The following is an 18,227-nucleotide window of genomic DNA, read 5'->3' as shown; positions in this document are numbered from 1 at the left end:
GCGTTAATCGGTGGCCACCAGTCGTTTGTGCGATTGCACGCTCATGAGTAAGCCCAGGCTTAAGCCCAGGGTCAGGAGCGAAGTGCCGCCATAACTGACCAGCGGCAACGGAATGCCGACGACAGGCAGAATACCGCTCACCATGCCCATATTCACGAAACAATAAGTAAAAAAGGTGGCGGCAATACTGCCCGCCAATAAGCGGGAAAAGGTACTCTTGGCTTGTGACGCGATGATGAAGGCGCGACCAATGATAATGGCAAACAGCAGCAGTAACAGGCTACAGCCCACCAGGCCAAACTCTTCGGCAAACACGGCAAAAATAAAGTCGGTGGTGCGCTCGGGCACAAAATCTAACTGTGATTGGGTGCCATTCAACCAGCCTTTGCCGGTCATGCCGCCTGAACCAATGGCAATGGTCGCCTGAATAATATGGTAACCGGCGCCGAGCGGATCTTGGCTGGGGTCGATGAGGATTTCTACGCGCCGCCGCTGGTAGTCATGCAGCATGGACCACAAAATCGGCAGGGCCGCGCCAAAGGCAATCGCACTGCCAAAAATAAATTTCCAGCTCAACCCCGCCAGAAAAATCACATAAAAACCGGCAGCAAACACTAAGGTCGCGGTCCCGAGATCCGGCTGCTTGGCAATCAGTAGCACCGGCACCAGCAAAATCACGCCAGCGACGACATAATCCGTCGTGCGCAGCAGGGATTCGCGCTTGGAAAAATACCAGGACAGCATGATGGGCACCGCCAGTTTCATGAGTTCTGAAGGCTGGATTTTGGTCACGCCAAGATTGAGCCAACGTCTTGCACCATGGCTAATATCACCGACCAGCGCTACCGCAATCAATAATGCCAGGCCAAACAAATAAGCGGGCAGGGCAATGCGTTCAATATGCTGGGGCTGGGTATTGGCGACCAGGAACATCACGCCCATCATCACCAGGATATTGATCAGCTGCGCATTGACCTTGAGTAAAGACTGGCCAGAGGCGCTGTAAAGCACCATCAGTGCGACCACCAGCACCATGAGTACGGTGGCCAGCAAGATGGAATCAATATGCCGGATAAAATGGCCGATCCATTGTTTAATCATGCTCTTCCTCCTCAACCACAGGCGACGTGTTTTGTGGTTGCGTTTCGGTGGTGATGGTTGCTTCTGCCACTGCCGGTACTTTGCCTAGCAGGTAGTAATCCATGACCTTGCGCGCAATCGGCCCGGCTGCTGAGCCACCGTGCCCGCCGTTTTCCACAATCACCGCCACCGCAATTTTTGGGTCCTCGGCGGGTGCATAGGCAATAAACCAGGCATGGTCTCGATGGCGTTCAGCAGTCGCTTTTTCGTTATATTTTTCATTTTGCTTGATGCCCACTACTTGCGCGGTCCCGGTTTTGGCGGCGATGTCGTAGCCTGCATTGGCGCCTATTGAGGCAGCTGTACCGCCTGGCCGGGTCACATCCATCATGCCCAACTTGACGATTTCAAGGTTTTGCGGATCCAGTGCGATCTGGTCAGCAAGCTTGTGCGGCAACATTCTGACTTCATTGGTTTTGGCATTGACAATCGCATTGACCAGGTGCGGTTGTATGGCCTTGCCGCTGTTGGCCAGTGTGGCCGTAGCATATGCTAACTGCATGGGCGTGACCAAGGTATAGCCCTGTCCAATCCCCACAATAACAGTTTCCCCCATATACCACGGCTGTTTAAAGCGTTTTTGCTTCCAGGCCGGGGTGGGTAGCAAGCCTCCCAGCTCGCCCTGGATGTCAATATTGGTTTTTTCACCAAAGCCAAAATGCCGGACAAAGTCGGTCAGTCGGTCTATGCCCAGTTCGACTGCGAGGCCATAAAAAAAGGTATCGCAAGACACGGTAATAGCTTTACGCATATCGACCGAACCATGGCCAGAGGGTTTCCAGTCGCGGTAGCGGTGACGGCTGTTAGGTAGCGTGTAATAGCCCGGGTCGCTGATAGTGAACGGTGGTTGCCGCTTGCCTGACTCCAGCCCGGCCAGCGCGACAAACGGTTTGAAGGTGGAACCTGGCGGGTAAATCCCTTTCAAGGTCCGGTTGATCAGCGGTTTATCCAGCGAATTGTTCAACAGATTCCAGTTATCAAAATCAATGCCATCGACAAACAGGTTAGCATCAAATGAAGGCATACTGGCCATGGCCAGTACTTCACCGGTTTTGGGTTGGATGGCTACCAGCGCGCCACGGCGACCAGCAAACTCCTGCTCGGCGATTTCTTGCATTTTGGCGTCCATGGACAACACCACGTTATTGCCCGAGGTAGGCGATGCACTCGACAGCACACGTACCGCGCGCCCATCGGCATCAATTTCCACTTGCTGGAAACCTGTTTCTCCATGCAGCTCAGCCTCGTAGGCTTGTTCTACACCAGCCTTACCAATATGCTCGGTCCCTTTGTAGTTGGAAAGCTGGTTGGTTTCTTTGAGCTGCTTGAGGTCGTGTTCGTTAATACGGCTGATGTAGCCGATCCCATGCGTGCCCAGTGTGCCATAAGGGTAATGGCGGAACAGCCTGGACTTGAGCTCTACTCCGGGAAAACGGAAGCGGTTGACAGCAAACTTGGCCGCTTCATATTCATTGAGGTGCGTGCGGATAGGGATGCTTTCAAAGGTATGGCTTTGCGCCCGCAGCTTTTTAAAGCGTTTGAGGTCGGTCGGCGAGATTTCCACCAGCTTGCCTAATTCGACGATCGTATCCTGTAAATCTTCTGTTTTGGATGGCGTGATTTCCAAGGTATAGACGAAGAAATTGTGTGCCAGGATAATGCCATTGCGGTCAGAAATGAGGCCGCGGTTTGGCGTGATGGGGACGATAGAAATGCGGTTGTTTTCTGCCAGTGTTTGATAATAGTCGTAGCGGTAGACTTGCAGAAAATAAAAGCGGCCCAACAGCGCTGAAAACGCTGCCAGAACCATTAATACCAGAAAAACCAGACGAACCCTGAACTTGTGCTGTTCGTTTTGATGGTTTTTGAGTTCAGTGCTGTACCCCATGTGCTTACAATTTCTTGGGTCGGGTCAGTTCGCCAAACCAGATAATCATGAACTGCCACAGAATCAGGTCAGAAACGATGGGAAGGGCATAGGTCCAGTCCGGCAACTCGCCGCCAGCAAATAGCTTGAGTAGTAAAATCAGCCCGCGTTCTACGCCAAACAAGAACAACACGTATAAATACAGCTGCCAGCGGTTGAATAGCACCAGCCTGCGCTGGTAAATCAGCCCTAAAAAAGCCGTAATGGCAAAGGTCAGGGCATGCTGACCGAGCAGGCTACCAGTGGATAAGTCCACCAGCAGGCCTGCGAACCAGACCCAGCCGATATTGCAATGGTAAGGCGCTTGCAGCAACCAGTACAACATGATGACCAGCAGGAAGTCTGGACGGACAATGATGCCTGCATTGGACCAGGGGTAGAGCTGAAAAATTAACCCGACCAGCAAAGTGAAGAAGAAGGTGCTGAACTTAACCGGCTTCATGGCCGCTCCGGTGTCTTAGGTGTAGCAGGGGCTGCTACAGGGTCATTTGGGGCTGCGCTGCCGGGTGGCGACGTTGTTTCTGTGTTCGGTTGGCCGGCATCCAGCACGGGGGGGCTCGTCACCGGATTAGGGTCTACTTGGGCATTGTTCTTTTGTAAGACATCCACGACAGATTGGTCCAGATGTTGTGCATTATTACGCTGCAACATGGGCCGACTCTCGGACATAAGGTTATTGGCAGGAGACTCCGGGACCTTGAGGATTAACACATGCTTGTGGTTATTCACGCCAGCAATCGGCCGGCTAATAATTTTGGCAAACGGCGAATCCTGGCTTTGCTTGATTTGGGTCACAACGGCCACGGCCAAGCCAGCAGGATAAACGCCATCAATACCTGAAGTCACCAGTTTGTCACCCACTTTGATATCAACACTGGTTGGCAGGTAAGGGATATCCAGCGTGTTACGCTTGCCTTCGCCAAAGGCAATCGCGCGCAGTTGGTTGCGCTCGATCTGGATAGGAATCGACAGTTTTTTGTCGGTGATCAGCGTGACTTCACTGGTGAACGGATACACGCGCGTGATCTGGCCAACCACCCCTTGTTCGTCTACCACCGCTTGCCCCGGCGTGATGTGATGGTGGCTACCGCGGTTGAGCGTGATGATGTTGCTAAACGGGTCGCGGCCCATGTGCATGACTTCGCCCAGGGTGGCTTCAGGGATAATGGGGGCATCTCCCGCCAGCAAGGTGCGCAAATGTGCGTTTTCGGCATCGACCGTGGCCAGGCGCTGCAAGGCTGCATGGTCGATCAGCGCCTGCTGTTTGAGCTTGAAGTTATCCTGAATCAGCTGGTTATGCGAGGTAAAGTAGGTATTGATATTGCGGCCCCATTCGTTCGGGGCGCTGGCGATGACTTCAAGCGGGTGGAGGGCGGTGCTAAACCATTGCCGTACCTGGCTTAAATAGTCAAAACGTGCGTCGACCGCCATCATGACCAAGGATAGCGTGCAAAAAAACATCAGGCGCGAGAACGGCTTGGGCCCCTGGATAAAAAAGGCCGGCGACTCTTGCGGATCAAGCTGTTGGTGGATGCCTTTAAGCATAATCTAGGGCCGCGCCAACTGAGTCCAGATTTATTCGCTAGCGAATACGTTGCCCAGCTTGTCCATTTCTTCAAGCGCGCGGCCACAGCCACGGGCTACGCAAGTCAGCGGATCTTCGGCGACAATGACTGGCAAGCCGGTTTCTTCCACCAGGAGGCGATCCAGGTCGCGTAACAGCGCGCCACCACCGGTCAAGACCATGCCTTTTTCGGCAATATCCGCGCCCAGTTCTGGCGGGGTTTGTTCGAGGGCAGATTTCACTGCACCAACGATAGAGTTAAGCGGCTCAGTCAGCGCTTCGAGAATTTCGTTGCTGGAGATAGTGAACTTGCGTGGCAAGCCTTCTGCCAGGTTACGGCCAGTCACTTCCATTTCCAATACCTCTGAGCCAGGGAAGGCTGAACCAATTTTTTTCTTGATCGCTTCGGCGGTTGGCTCGGAGATTTGCATGCCGTAATTGCGGCGGATGTAGTCAATAATGGCTTGGTCAAATTTGTCACCACCCACGCGCTCGGACTTGGCGTACACAATCCCGCCCAGTGAAATGACGCCTACTTCAGTGGTGCCGCCGCCGATATCCACCACCATGGAGCCAGTCGCCTCTGCGACCGGCATATCGGCACCAATCGCCGCTGCCATCGGTTCTTCAATCAGGAACACCTGCTTGGCGCCCGCGCGTTCAGCGGATTCTTTAATCGCACGGCGTTCAACCTGGGTAGAGCCGACCGGAACGCAAATAATAATGCGTGGACTGGGTGAGAACCAGCGGGATTCGTGGACTTTACGGATAAAAAACTTGAGCATTTGCTCGGTGATGGTGAAGTCGGCAATCACACCGTCTTTCATTGGGCGGATGGCCTGGATGTTGGCTGGCGCACGGCCCAGCATGCTTTTAGCGTCAGAACCGACTGCCAGCAATACTTTTTTACCGTTGGGGCCGCCTTCGGTGCGGATTGCCACTACCGACGGTTCATCCAGTACCACGCCTTTGCCACGCACGTAGATAAGCGTGTTGGCGGTGCCAAGGTCAATGGCAAGGTCATTGGAGAAGTAGCTGTTGATTGAACCGAACATGTTTTATCCTGTGAAAATTCTGACTTTGGTGCTGCCCACTGAGTGCGGCATAAAATCAAGGTATAATAGCGCAAAACGCACATGAAATTAAGATGTGTTTTCAAAATCTTATAGACAATTAACCGCACATGGCACTGAATCTAGATGATATCAAGCGTATCGCACACCTGGCCCGTATCGAGGTCAGCGACAATGAGGCGCAAGAAACCCTGACCAAACTTTCCGGCATTCTGGGCTTGATTGAGCAAATGCAGGCGGTGGATACCACCGGCATCACTCCCATGTCCCACTCCCAAGATGTCACGCAACGTCTGCGTGACGACGTGGTGACTAAAACCAATCAGCGTGAATTATTTCAATCGATTGCACCTGCCACGCAAGACGGCCTCTACCTGGTGCCTAAGGTCATTGAATAAGCGCTTCCAGGCAGCTCTGACGGTTCTTTTTTACGGTTTCCACTATGATAAACAGTAGTTTAAAACAGCTGGGCCAGCAGTTGGCCAGCAAACAAATTTCCAGCGTGGAGTTGACGCAGGCCTATTTGCAGCGCATGGCCAAACTCAACCCCGGCATCAATGCCTATGTCACCATAGACGAACAAAAAACACTGGCACAAGCCAAAGCGGCCGATGCACGTATCGCTGCCGGTGATTTCGGGCCTTTGACTGGTATCCCTTTGGCGCAAAAAGATATTTTCTGTGCTCAGGGCTGGCGCACGACCTGTAGCTCCAAAATGCTGGAGAACTTTATTGCACCTTATGACGCGCATGTGATCAGCCAGTTTGATGCCGCTGGTGCGGTGAATCTGGGTAAAACCAATATGGACGAGTTCGCCATGGGCTCTTCTAACGAAACCAGCTATTTTGGCGGCGTCAAAAACCCGTGGGATGTTGACCGCGTGCCTGGCGGTAGCTCAGGCGGTTCAGCCGCTGCCGTCGCTGCCCGGTTGTGTGCCGCAGCCACCGGGACAGATACGGGAGGTTCTATCCGCCAGCCAGCGTCACTCTGTGGCTTTACTGGCCTCAAGCCTACTTACGGTCTGGTCTCGAGGTACGGCATGATCGCTTTTGCTTCGTCGCTGGATCAGGCAGGCCCCATGGCCAAATCGGCTGAAGACTGTGCGTTGATGCTGAATGTCATGGCCGGTTTTGACGAGCGTGACTCCACCAGTGTGCAACGTGAAAAAGAAGATTACACCCGTGGCTTGAGTGCCATGGAAACTGCACAACCGCTTAAAGGCTTGCGCATTGGCTTGCCTAAAGAATATTTTGCTGAAGGCCTGAATGCCGACGTCGCCAAAGTCATTGAAACGGCAATTGCAGAATACAAAAAACTGGGCGCCGAGATTGTTGAGATCAGTTTGCCCAATAACAATTTGTCGATTCCGGTCTATTACGTGCTCGCCCCGGCGGAAGCCTCCAGCAACCTGTCACGTTACGATGGCGTGCGTTATGGTCACCGTGCGGCGGAATACAATGACCTGATGGAAATGTACATGAAGTCGCGTGCCGAAGGCTTTGGTGCTGAGGTTAAACGCCGTATCCTGATTGGTACCTATGTGTTGAGCGCCGGTTATTACGATGCCTATTACCTCAAGGCCCAGCAAATTCGCCGCCTGATTGCGCAAGATTTTGTAGAAGCCTTCAAGCAGTGTGACGTCATTATGGGGCCGGCGGCGCCCTCAACCGCCTTTAAAGCCGGTGAAAAAACCAGCGATCCGGTGGCCATGTACCTGGAAGATCTGTACACCATTGCAGTAAACCTGGCGGGCTTGCCAGGCATGAGCATCCCGGCCGGGTTTGCACAAAGCAGTGAAGGCAAGGATTTGCCTGTGGGCTTACAGATTATTGGTAATTATTTTGATGAGGCACGCATGCTCAATGTCGGTCATGCCTATCAACAAGTGACAGACTGGCACACACGTATGCCAGCCGGTTTGGAGAACATTTAACATGCAGTGGGAAGTCGTGATCGGGTTGGAAACCCACGTACAGTTACAAACCAGTTCCAAGCAGTTCAGTGGCGCCTCGACCACCTATGGCGCTGCCCCAAACACCCAGGCGTGTGAAGTGAGCATCGCTTTGCCGGGCGTATTGCCTGTGCTGAATAAGAAAGCCGTTGAATGCGCGATCAAATTTGGCCTGGCGATTGATGCCGAAATGGCGCCGCGCAGCGTCTTCTCACGCAAGAATTACTTTTACCCAGACCTGCCTAAAGGCTACCAGATCAGCCAATTTGAGTTGCCGGTCGTGGGTAAAGGCAAAATCACCATACAAGTGCCTGCCGGTAAAAATACCGATGCCTACGAGAAGGTGATCAACATCACCCGCGCGCACCTTGAAGAGGATGCCGGTAAATCGGTGCACGGGGCGGTTGAAGGCATGTCCGGCATAGATTTGAACCGTGCGGGAACGCCATTGCTGGAAATCGTGACCGAGCCGGATATGCGTAGCGCGGCTGAAGCCGTTGCCTATGCGAAAAAACTGCACGAGCTGGTGCAATGGATAGGTATTTGTGACGGCAATATGCAGGAGGGTAGCTTCCGTTGTGACGTTAACGTCTCCGTGCGGCCCAAAGGCACCGAAAAATTCGGCACCCGACGCGAGATCAAAAACCTGAACTCGTTCAAGTTTATGCAGCAGGCCATTGAGTATGAAACCCAGTGGCAAATTGAGACGCTGGAGGATGGCGGTACCATCCAGCAGGCCACCGTCCTGTTTAACCCGGACACCGGTGAAACCCGCGCCATGCGCAGCAAGGAAGAAGCGAACGATTACCGCTATTTCCCTGATCCTGACCTGCTGCCGCTGGAAGTGACTGAAGCGGATAAAGCGCGGGTGCGTGCCGAGATGCCAGAACTGCCACAAGCCTTGCAAGCCAGGTTGGTGAGCGAGTACCAACTTTCTACCTATGATGCCAGTACATTGACCGCCTCGCGCAGCATGGCGGATTACTTTATGGCCACCGTACAAGCGGGTGCTGAGCCCAAACAGGCGGCAAACTGGGTGATGGGCGCGCTCTCAGCCAAGCTCAATGCCGAAGAAAAAACCATTGCCGACAGTCCGGTGAGTGCTACACAGCTGGCGGCTTTGCTTAAAAGGATTGCTGACAACACTATCTCCAATAACGCCGCGAAACAGGTGTTTGAAGGTTTGTGGACCGGTGAGGGTGAAGTGGATGCCATTATTGAGGCCAAAAGCCTCAAACAAGTGTCTGATACTGGCGCGATTGAAGCCATCATTAACGAAGTATTGGCCGCGAACCAGGCTATGGTGGATGAATACAAATCCGGCAAGGAAAAAGCCTTTAATGCGCTGGTTGGCCAGTGTATGAAAGCGTCTAAGGGCAAGGCCAATCCTGCGCAGGTGAATGAGCTACTTAAGAAGATGTTGGGCTAGCTTGTTAATTGGACGATGGATAAAAACAAACCCCGCTTTTGGCGGGGTTTGTTTTTTTGACATGACTCTCTAAGCTTTGTGGCTCAGGATTACTTGCAATGCTCTTTGTCGTGATGGTCTTTGCAATGCTCATCTGCAAAAGAAACATTTGAGAATACGGCCATCATTACCAATACTAAAGCTGCGAATTTTTTCATTCTGATCTCCTGTTAGCATTTCAAGTGTAAAGTCATTTGCTGCCTGCGCATGACGTCCGTCACACGCATAAATAGTTATCGGCAGGCAAGCATCAAACTAAAACAGGATAAACCCAGGTTAACCCCCTCAATTCATCTATTCGCTATTGGCCCAGGGCATGGCAAATTAGTTGCCATGAGATGGTCATAAAGCCGATGGTGGTGAGTATAAAACTGATCGCAGAAAACACTCTCCACTTGGTTTTGCTCCAAAAGTCGGTATCAAAAGCCGCAATGGTAAAAATAGTTGGATTGGTAAAGCCGCCAACCGCCACGCATACACAGGCAAAGTGATGCAACTCCACGCCCGCTGCTTTGGATGCGCCATAAAAGCCAAGGCCGAATAATGCCATGAGCGCATAGTCAACGTGGGCGCGTATCATGGTTTTATAGTCCACCAAAAATTCGCCATCAATCCCTTTGATCGGAAACCAGCGGGCAAAGGTCATCAGCCATGCAGACAAAATTAACGCAGTGATACAAGCCACTGCCCCTATCAATAACACTTCCATGTTTCTCTCCTGAACGCATTAAAAAATAACCCGTGATCTTTATTTGTGTCGGGCAGGGTAATTGTAGACAGGTCTGTCTACTTGTCAAGCGGCGGCAGATGCAAAACTTTGTTTTACTTGCGTTATCAGGCGTTTTCCCGCACAATTCGTCCGTTGCTAGGGGTCTGTAAATCCTTCATTTTGTGAGGTTTTTGCGGTGAGAGTTACCCTTCGAACCTGATGCGGGTCATACCGCCGTAGGGAATGCAAGTCTCCGCATCCTTACGTCTTTTCTTTTAAGGATGCCTAATGAACGCTATTGATAAGAACATCAAATTCGTCAACGCGGATGCCAAAGTTGACGAAGCTGCCACCAAACCATTTGCCAAATCACGCAAAATTTACATCGAAGGCTCCCGCCCTGACATTCAGGTGCCATTCCGTGAAATCAGCCTGAGCGATACCCCTTCCAGTTTTGGTGGCGATAAAAACCCACCTGTCGTGGTATACGATACCTCGGGTCCTTATACTGACCCGAATGCCACTATTGATATTCGCAACGGTCTGCCAGCTTTGCGTGCACAATGGATTGCTGAGCGCAACGACACCGTGCAGTTGGAGGGCCCGACTTCCAAATATGGCCAGGAGCGCCTGAACGATCCTGCGCTGGCCGAAATGCGCTTTAACCTGCACCGTAAACCGCTGCGCGCCAAAGACGGTGCCAACGTGACGCAAATGCACTATGCACGTAAAGGGATCATCACCCCAGAGATGGAATACATTGCCATCCGTGAAAACCAGCGCCGTGAAAACATGAGCGAGTTGTTGCAAAAACAGCATCCAGGTCACAATTTTGGCGCCAGCATTCCTAAAGTGATTACGCCGGAATTTGTGCGGGATGAAGTCGCACGTGGCCGGGCCATTATCCCTAACAACATCAACCACCCGGAATCAGAGCCTATGATCATTGGCCGTAATTTCCTGGTGAAAATCAATGCCAACATTGGTAACTCTGCCATCACTTCCAGCATCGGCGAAGAAGTGGAAAAAATGGTTTGGAGTACCCGTTGGGGTGGCGACACGGTCATGGATTTGTCTACCGGTAAAAACATTCACGAAACACGTGAATGGATTATCCGTAATTCACCAGTCCCGATTGGAACGGTGCCGATTTATCAGGCGCTGGAAAAAGTTGACGGCAAGGCCGAAGACCTGACCTGGGAAATTTTCCGCGATACACTGATCGAGCAAGCCGAGCAGGGCGTGGATTATTTTACCATCCACGCTGGTGTGCGCCTGGCCTATATCCCGATGACTGCCAAACGCATGACCGGCATCGTGTCACGCGGCGGTTCTATCATGGCTAAGTGGTGTTTGGCCCATCATAAAGAATCTTTCCTCTATACCCACTTTGAGGAAATCTGTGAAATCATGAAGCAGTATGACGTCGCCTTTAGCCTGGGTGATGGCCTGCGTCCTGGCTCTATTTATGATGCCAACGATGAAGCACAATTTGCCGAGTTGAAAACGCTGGGTGAGTTGACGCAAATTGCCTGGAAGCACGACGTGCAAGTGATGATTGAAGGCCCGGGTCACGTGCCTATGCACATGATTAAAGAAAACATGGACCTGCAACTGGAACACTGTGGCGAAGCCCCGTTCTACACCTTAGGCCCATTGACTACCGATATCGCGCCGGGCTATGACCACATCACCTCCGGTATCGGCGCGGCCATGATCGGCTGGTACGGTACCGCCATGCTGTGCTATGTGACACCAAAAGAACACCTCGGCTTGCCTGATAAGGAAGACGTGCGTGTGGGGATTGTGACTTACAAAATCGCTGCCCATGCTGCCGATCTGGCCAAAGGCCACCCTGGCGCACAAATTCGCGACAATGCTTTGTCCAAAGCGCGCTTTGAGTTCCGCTGGGAAGACCAGTTCAATCTTGGCCTGGATCCTGAAAAAGCCAAGGAATTCCACGATGAAACCTTGCCACAGGAAGGTGCCAAACAGGCCCACTTCTGCTCTATGTGCGGTCCACATTTCTGCTCTATGAAAATCACGCAGGATGTGCGTGACTATGCCGATAAATTGGGCGTGGATGAACAAGCCGCCCTGGAAAAAGGCATGCAGGAAAAAGCCATCGAGTTCGTGAAAAAAGGCGCCGAAGTTTATCAAAAAGTGTAATTTTTTGATGCTTTAGTATTTTAAAACCGGCCAAGTGCCGGTTTTTTTATGGCTTGCAATCTGGTCATTTAGTCCAGAAATTGACTGTTTTTTACGCCATGTTGCTGCGGTCACATGCGCTATAGTTCTCCATCACAATTGCGGTCAGGAGACTGCGCATGGCTGACAATCTACACACGAGTATCGTCCGGGATTTTAGGCAAACCTTGCTGTGGCCGGTGCAATTAATGACCGATCATCTTGTGCCTGGTGCAATTGATGCGCCCTGGGAAACGCTGAAAGCCATCAAGGATTCTCCCTGGGCCGAAATTGAGGATGATTTTTTACACAGCGCCCCGCACTTAAGCGAAACCCGCTATCAAGAGTTTGTCACCTTTATGCCTTTTGCCCAGCGCTTTTTATATGGCGAGGGCAAGCATGGGCATGCTGCTGGCGGTTATGGGGAATCACCGCTCCATATTTTCAGCCGGCAGGATATCCAGGCCGTACGCGTCACCTTGCCCGACCAGACAGCACCGCTGACTTTGCGCGTGGCACATATCGAGCTGTATTTCTTTTTTGATATTGATGTCGCCATGCTGGCGCTAGAAGTCACCGCTAGTGATCTACCGCTCAACGACGCCATGGAAATTCTCTATCGTCTGGGCCGCACCTATCCCAATTATTGGGATGATAACGGCGAGGGCGGGCATTGCGCCAAACGTGTGGAATGGCTGGATAAACATGGGCAAGTGATTGCCGCTTCTGATTACGAAGACAAAGCCCGTTACCTGGCTTTTGTCAAAGAGAATCACGTGCCTTGTGTTTCCTTACATTGGTCTGCGCTGATGGCGCCGCTAGTCCAGCATTACTCTGGCCAAGAGGGTGATTTGCGTTACCGTGAAATTGAATATCAGCGCATGCCCTTGATGGCCTATCTTGCTTTTGATGATGTGAGTACCCTGTCGCGGGGCGACTTGATCCGTCTTGGGTTGGTGTGCCAGCCCTGGCATTCAGAGACCTTGCCGTTTAGTGAACAGTTTTTGCAAGACTTTGAGCAACAGCATTGTTATGACCGTTACTGGGATGATGTCCGCCAAGACCCCTGGAGCACCACGCGCATTATGTGTACCGGCCAGAATTTTGTGGTGGTGGGCAGCCATCAACACCGCGTGTTCACCAATGACAAAAATGGCATCAAGCGCCATTACCAAAATCAGTATTTTCTATTGTTTTTGATCGCCCATTTTCAAAAAGCGGCCTTACTCATGCTCTCAGACCGCATGGTGCAAGCGATTAGCCGCCTGAATATGCAGCGTGAGGACTCGGTCAAATCTTTCCGCAGCAATATCCGGCATGTCACGGCTGTGTTTTTGCGTTTTACTCATCGTTACTGGTTTGAAAATGTCTCTGACCAAGCGGTTGCCAAAGACCTGTTTGCCTTGATGCTCAAGCAACTGGATTCAGTCAGTTTGTTTGAGAAAACCCGCCGCCGCATTATGGATATGGCCGAATATCTGGAAGGGGAAGAAATAAAGCGCCAGGCAGATACCGTCGTGCGGCTCACTGTGGTGACCATTTTGGGCCTCATCGGCACCATGACCAGCGGCCTGCTGGGCATGAATCTGATAGACCTGACCCAAACCAGCTGGTGGGACAAGCTGGTTTATTTTGGCATCGTGTTTGTGCCGGTCAGCCTGCTCACTTTTTATACAGTGATTAAATCGCGCCGGCTTTCCCTGTTTCTTGATGCGCTTTCCAATGAAGGCACCAGCCTGCGCTATAAATTATCAAAATTGGCCCGCGTTTGGACAGGGCAACTCGAAGACCGGTAAGCTATATCCGCTGCTTGTGGAGGCCATGAGCCAAACAGTTGTTAAAAAGTGAATCTTCACTTAAATCTCCTATCCATATTGTATTGATGACAATATTGATAGGAGAACACAATGAGACGTAGACTCTATTTTGTTTTACCCAATATTCGCAGTGCCCAAGCGATGATGAATGAGTTGTTGCTGGATCGGATTGATGAAAACCACATTCATTTTCATGCCCAAAATGAGCAAATTATCGCCCAACTCCCCAAAGCAGGTGCAATAGAAAAGTCGGATGTCATTTACAGTGCGCTGGCAGGCTTCGTCTTTGGCGCGATCTTTGGCCTGTTGGGCGGCTTACTCGCTTATTTTGTCCCGTGGTGGTTCGGCGAGGTGGCGTTGACAGTCATCCCCTATTGCATGGTGATTGGTGCGCTCGCCTGTGCTGCCTGGGCAGCCGCGGTTGCGACGGCAGCACCGGGTTATCAATTGCGTGCCCATCGCCAGCAGCTGGAGCAAGGCAATATTCTCATGGTCGCCTCTGTGCCATGGCAGCGGCTACGCGAAATCCGCCAGCGCTTGATGTTGCATCATCCTGAGGCCTTATACGGCGGTGTATGGCCCGCTGAACACCGCTTATTTCCATAATTCTGCGTGTGTTTCAGGCGTCTGCTGTCGTCGTCTCAAACAACCACTAACCGCCCATATTTAACGCAGGGATCAAATTTAAGTAAGAAGAATATGCTATTTGGTATATACCAAACTACGTATATGGAGAGATTCTTTGTTGTCTGGCGGCTGGCAAAATGCAAACCATCGTGATTGAGCAAACATGTAAACGAGAAGACATGAAGCACATTAACCATACAAGGAGAAACAAGATGCGTAAATTTATTTCTATGGGTTTGATGATTTCAACTTTGTTGGTGGCCTCAACTGCTGCGGCAGTTGAAACCGGGGCAAACACCACACAACCCCAGCATTTCTTAAGCAAACGGCCTTATGCGACCCCTGTCGTCGTTGCCAGTGCTGCTGACCAAGCGTGGGTGGGCGCGACGTTAGTGGTCAGTCATGCTTCACCAGCATCACAAGTAATGAAAATGCATCTGCTTTCCAAACGTGCATATTAGTCAGGTAGCTGTCAGCTAACTATGGCAGCATTACACTGGCCGTTATCAACCCTAACGGTAAAAACTATTAAAGAATGAGCGATTTAAGGAGCGTAAAATGAGTAAATTGTTATTGGCAGTATGGGTAACATTTGGCCTCATGGCGAATGTGCAAGCAGGCGACACTTCTGACGCTGAGAGTGGCGTACACAATCTGCATCAGAACCACTTCCTCGGTAAGCGGCCTTACAGCAAAGCCCCACAGGCAAAACAGCAAAGTCCTGAAGATAAATGGGAAGGCACTGGACTGATTTCAGATAACCCTGAAAAGGGATTAGATAAACACCAGCAAATGCGGCTGAATTTTATTGGTAAACGCCCTTATATGGGGTCACCTGCTGATTAAGCTTGGTTGTCTCTTAAACAGAAAAACCCTTCATGCGCTTTATGAAGGGTTTTTTTTATCGCTGAGCTTTTTTAAGCTACGCTTTTTATAGTGACGGTTAGGCTTTGAGTATTACAGGAAACAGCTCAAAACTGCCGCCGTCATGACTGACTAATAGTTGCTGGTCTTGGATAGTGACGCTCATAGTCAGGTTGCGGGAAGCAGCCGCTGCCAATGCGCTTGTATCCGGCAGGTTGATCACCGTGACATTTTCCAGTTTGAGCATGGCTTTTTGCTGTTGCTCCCACCACATCTCTGCAGTTCTGCCGCCATAGAGTACTTGTACCACTTGTCTGGATTTGCCGCAGGCTTTGCGGATTTCTCGTTCGTCTGGCAAGCCGACGCCTATCCATCGTTCAATCGCGCCCGTAAGGTCTTTTTGCCATAAATCCGGCTCATCATCCTCGCTCAAGCCTTTGCCAAATTGCAGGGCTTCATCTGCATACAGTACAAATGCCAGCAAGCGGACCATCAGCCGTTCTTCTGTTTCCGAAGGATGTCTGGCCAGCGTGAGCGCATGCGTCTGGTAATAGTGCCTGTCCATGTCTGCAATATTGACAGTGATTTTATAAATGGTGGATTTAAGCGCCATGGCGAGGATCAATTCGTAAAAGTGCAGCGAGTATACCAAACTAAACAAGCGCTTTAAGGGCTTTGTAGCCAGCAAGATACAACAAACTGCTTGCGATTTTTTCGAATTCCCCTAAAAATGAAAACGAAACGTTTTATTTTATTTTGAGGACTGTCCTCGCATATGCCTTCATCTCGCACAGCCTCAGCCAAACCTAAGCTGGGACGGCCGAAAACCGGAACCGCACAGGAGCGGCACGCCCAATTTCTGGAGCAGGCCCTCGAACTGTTTATGACTGAGGGCGTGGCCCGGACCAGTATTGCCCGGATTGCCACCAGCTGCGGCGTTTCGACCAGAACCATCTATGAGCGCTACAACAACAAGGATGAGTTACTGATTGCGGCGTTTAAGCATATGGTGGAACAAGATATGCGGGCCATGACCAATTTCGAGCAATTGGCAGACCAATCGCTGGCCATGGTACTGAAGCATATCGGGCGCTTGATGTTAAAAAAAGTCCTTGAACCGCGCATGGTGTCTTTTTTCAGGATTGCCGTTTCAGAAGTCTCGCATTTGCCAGAGTTGACGCGCGCAGTGAAGGCCGTGGGGCCAGAGCGCATCTATCAAATGTTGGCAAATATCTTTAAAACGTATGCAGACAAAGGTGAATTACCGCAACTGAATTTTATGCGGGCAGCTGAGTCTTATTGCGAACTACTGATCGCCGGCCCCCGCCATAAAGCGCTATTCGGGGTGCAAGAAGCAGATTGGGATGCAGAAGCACACATTGCATTTGTGGTGCAATTATTTTTGAGAGGATTACACGGGATGGATAATCAATGAAGCGGCTTGTCTTCAAGCCGGAGGGGTACATGCGTCGCTTGCCGCTATTGTTAGCGGTCTTCTGTTTGCCGCTGGCAAGTTGCTCGGTGATCGATGAATATATCCGCCCGCAACCCAAGGTGTCGACAGAGTGGCAAGCGCCGTTGCCGCATGGCGGCAATCTGGCATCGCTCACCAACTGGTGGGGGCAATTTAACGATCCTGTGCTTGATCATCTGCTCAGTGAAGCACAAAAAGAAAACCCTTCGCTGGAAATTGCATTGGCCAATATCCGCGTTTCGCGGGCCAATGTCTTGTCAGCCCGGGCGCAAGGCATCCCCGATTTGAGCAGTACCGGCAGTGCGACGAAGAGTAAAGGTGGCGGTGGCGGGGCGTTTCCGGCCAGTACCATTGAAATCGACTCGATCACGCTGGATGCCAGCTGGGAGGTGGATTTGTTTGGCAAGGTCAAAGCCGCCAAGCAGGCAGCCAAAGCACAGCTGGAGTCCAAGAAAATTGCCTGGCACAATGCACGCTTGAGCCTGGCTGCAGAGGTGGCAAATAATTATGTGAATTACCGTGCCTGCCAGGCTTCGGTAGATGCCCTGCAACAGGCCTATGACTCCCGTAAAGAGACTGCGCGTTTGACAGGCATTTCTGCCAAGGCTGGGTTCTCCGCCCCGTCTGACCTGGCGCTCGCAGAGGCGGCCACCCGTGCCAGCGAGTCCACGCTGGATGGGCAGCAAGCCGAATGTGATGGTCTGGTCAAAGCACTGGTGGCGTTGACCAATTTGCCTGAGCCTGAGTTACGTCAGTGGCTGGCAAAAGGCAAAAGCTTGCCAGAGCCCGCCATGTTCGATATTCAGGCCTTACCGGCCAGTTTATTGACCCGGCGTCCTGATTTAGCCATTGATGAGCGCAATCTGGCGGAAGCCAGTGCCAATATCGGCGTCTCAAAAGCGCAGATGTATCCGAGCCTGACCCTGACCGGTTCGATAGGCTACCGCCGTACCAACTTTAATGGCGCCGTGACAAGAACGGATTCCTGGTCATATGGCCCTTCTCTCAAGCTGCCGATCTTTGATGGCGGCACGTTGCGTGCCGATCTGGCAGAGGCGCGGGCCAATTACGACAGTTTGCTGGCAACCTATCAGCAGGATGTGCGCAATGCCGTCAAAGAGGTCGAGCAAGCCCTGGTCAATCTGGACAGTGCCACGCGCCGCGCGACCTCTGAGCAGGCCAGTGCCCTGCAGTATCAGCAGTATTTCAAGGCGGCCGAGATCAACTGGAAATCAGGCGGACTGGACTTGTTGTCACTTGAAGATGCCCGCAGGCAAAAAATCAATGCCGAGCTCAACGTTATCACCCAGCAAAAAAACCGGGTATTACAGTGGATTGCTCTATATAAAGCATTTGGCGGTGACTGGCTGGAAACGCAGGCGACAGTGAAACCCATCCTCAAGCCCATGGAAAAAAGGTAAATCAA

17 protein-coding genes and 1 riboswitch are annotated in these 18,227 nt (G+C 51.6%); of the genes, 10 read left to right on the top strand and 7 right to left on the bottom strand.

Annotated elements, in window-relative coordinates; all coding sequences use genetic code 11:
• Positions 1–3: 3 nt before the first annotated feature.
• The 5 genes from rodA to ACIDF8_RS08170 are packed head-to-tail and all read right to left on the bottom strand — an operon-like array spanning position 4 to position 5,686.
• On the bottom strand, positions 4–1,101 hold the full coding sequence (gene rodA, locus ACIDF8_RS08190) for a rod shape-determining protein RodA (RefSeq protein ID WP_194749041.1): 1,098 nt from the start codon (positions 1,099–1,101) through the stop codon (positions 4–6).
• Complete coding sequence (mrdA, locus tag ACIDF8_RS08185) at positions 1,094–3,028, bottom strand: penicillin-binding protein 2 (protein ID WP_412010132.1); 1,935 nt, start codon at positions 3,026–3,028, stop codon at positions 1,094–1,096. The genes rodA and mrdA overlap by 8 nt, the downstream gene beginning before the upstream one ends.
• A 4-nt stretch (positions 3,029–3,032) precedes the next feature.
• The gene (mreD, locus tag ACIDF8_RS08180) at positions 3,033–3,509 is read right to left on the bottom strand and encodes a rod shape-determining protein MreD (protein ID WP_412010131.1); all 477 of its coding nucleotides are present in this window, start codon (positions 3,507–3,509) and stop codon (positions 3,033–3,035) included.
• A complete protein-coding gene (mreC, locus tag ACIDF8_RS08175) occupies positions 3,506–4,612 on the bottom strand; it encodes a rod shape-determining protein MreC (protein WP_412010130.1) in 1,107 nt (368 codons plus the stop codon). Before mreC ends, mreD begins: the two co-directional genes overlap by 4 nt.
• Before the next feature lie 30 nt (positions 4,613–4,642).
• Positions 4,643–5,686, bottom strand: coding sequence for a rod shape-determining protein (locus ACIDF8_RS08170; RefSeq protein WP_412010129.1), 1,044 nt, complete (start codon positions 5,684–5,686; stop codon positions 4,643–4,645).
• A gap of 128 nt (positions 5,687–5,814) precedes the next feature.
• Here ACIDF8_RS08170 and gatC point away from each other — a divergent pair, with 128 nt between their 5' ends.
• The 3 genes from gatC to gatB are packed head-to-tail and all read left to right on the top strand — an operon-like array spanning position 5,815 to position 9,084.
• Entirely contained in the window at positions 5,815–6,102 is a 288-nt protein-coding gene (gene gatC / locus ACIDF8_RS08165) for an Asp-tRNA(Asn)/Glu-tRNA(Gln) amidotransferase subunit GatC (protein WP_412010128.1), read from the top strand.
• Between the two features lie 44 nt (positions 6,103–6,146).
• Positions 6,147–7,637, top strand: coding sequence for an Asp-tRNA(Asn)/Glu-tRNA(Gln) amidotransferase subunit GatA (gene gatA, locus ACIDF8_RS08160; RefSeq protein WP_412010127.1), 1,491 nt, complete (start codon positions 6,147–6,149; stop codon positions 7,635–7,637).
• Position 7,638: 1 nt separating this feature from the next.
• Positions 7,639–9,084, top strand: a complete 1,446-nt coding sequence (gene gatB, locus ACIDF8_RS08155; protein WP_412010126.1) for an Asp-tRNA(Asn)/Glu-tRNA(Gln) amidotransferase subunit GatB — start codon at positions 7,639–7,641, stop codon at positions 9,082–9,084.
• A 340-nt stretch (positions 9,085–9,424) separates the two neighbouring features.
• On the opposite strand, the gene ACIDF8_RS08150 is transcribed toward gatB, so the two are convergent.
• Positions 9,425–9,832, bottom strand: coding sequence for a hypothetical protein (locus ACIDF8_RS08150; protein ID WP_412010125.1), 408 nt, complete (start codon positions 9,830–9,832; stop codon positions 9,425–9,427).
• A 148-nt stretch (positions 9,833–9,980) separates the two neighbouring features.
• Positions 9,981–10,093: riboswitch (TPP riboswitch) on the top strand.
• Between the two features lie 27 nt (positions 10,094–10,120).
• On the opposite strand from ACIDF8_RS08150, the gene thiC reads away from it, so the two are divergent.
• The 5 genes from thiC (at position 10,121) to ACIDF8_RS08125 (ending at position 15,309) form a co-directional block, all read left to right on the top strand.
• On the top strand, positions 10,121–12,001 hold the full coding sequence (gene thiC, locus ACIDF8_RS08145) for a phosphomethylpyrimidine synthase ThiC (protein WP_412010124.1): 1,881 nt from the start codon (positions 10,121–10,123) through the stop codon (positions 11,999–12,001).
• 158 nt (positions 12,002–12,159) lie between these two features.
• Positions 12,160–13,815, top strand: a complete 1,656-nt coding sequence (locus ACIDF8_RS08140; RefSeq protein WP_412010123.1) for a hypothetical protein — start codon at positions 12,160–12,162, stop codon at positions 13,813–13,815.
• Between the two features lie 111 nt (positions 13,816–13,926).
• Positions 13,927–14,442, top strand: a complete 516-nt coding sequence (locus tag ACIDF8_RS08135) for a hypothetical protein (RefSeq protein ID WP_412010122.1) — start codon at positions 13,927–13,929, stop codon at positions 14,440–14,442.
• Between the two features lie 233 nt (positions 14,443–14,675).
• Positions 14,676–14,924, top strand: a complete 249-nt coding sequence (locus ACIDF8_RS08130) for a hypothetical protein (RefSeq protein ID WP_412010121.1) — start codon at positions 14,676–14,678, stop codon at positions 14,922–14,924.
• 97 nt (positions 14,925–15,021) lie between these two features.
• The gene (locus ACIDF8_RS08125) at positions 15,022–15,309 is read left to right on the top strand and encodes a hypothetical protein (protein ID WP_412010120.1); all 288 of its coding nucleotides are present in this window, start codon (positions 15,022–15,024) and stop codon (positions 15,307–15,309) included.
• A 97-nt stretch (positions 15,310–15,406) separates the two neighbouring features.
• Here the strand turns inward: ACIDF8_RS08125 and ACIDF8_RS08120 are convergent, their stop codons facing one another.
• Positions 15,407–15,940, bottom strand: a complete 534-nt coding sequence (locus ACIDF8_RS08120) for a YaeQ family protein (RefSeq protein ID WP_412010364.1) — start codon at positions 15,938–15,940, stop codon at positions 15,407–15,409.
• A 162-nt stretch (positions 15,941–16,102) separates the two neighbouring features.
• On the opposite strand from ACIDF8_RS08120, the gene ACIDF8_RS08115 reads away from it, so the two are divergent.
• Positions 16,103–16,762: a TetR/AcrR family transcriptional regulator gene (locus ACIDF8_RS08115; RefSeq protein WP_412010119.1), complete on the top strand. Its 660-nt coding sequence runs from the start codon at positions 16,103–16,105 to the stop codon at positions 16,760–16,762.
• On the top strand, positions 16,759–18,222 hold the full coding sequence (locus ACIDF8_RS08110) for an efflux transporter outer membrane subunit (RefSeq protein ID WP_412010118.1): 1,464 nt from the start codon (positions 16,759–16,761) through the stop codon (positions 18,220–18,222). Before ACIDF8_RS08115 ends, ACIDF8_RS08110 begins: the two co-directional genes overlap by 4 nt.
• The last annotated feature ends 5 nt before the right edge of the window (positions 18,223–18,227 follow it).

Origin of the sequence: Methylophilus sp. 3sh_L, from assembly GCF_046766015.1 — a bacterium.
Lineage (GTDB): Bacteria > Pseudomonadota > Gammaproteobacteria > Burkholderiales > Methylophilaceae > Methylophilus.
This window is presented reverse-complemented; position numbering and strand designations above follow the sequence as displayed.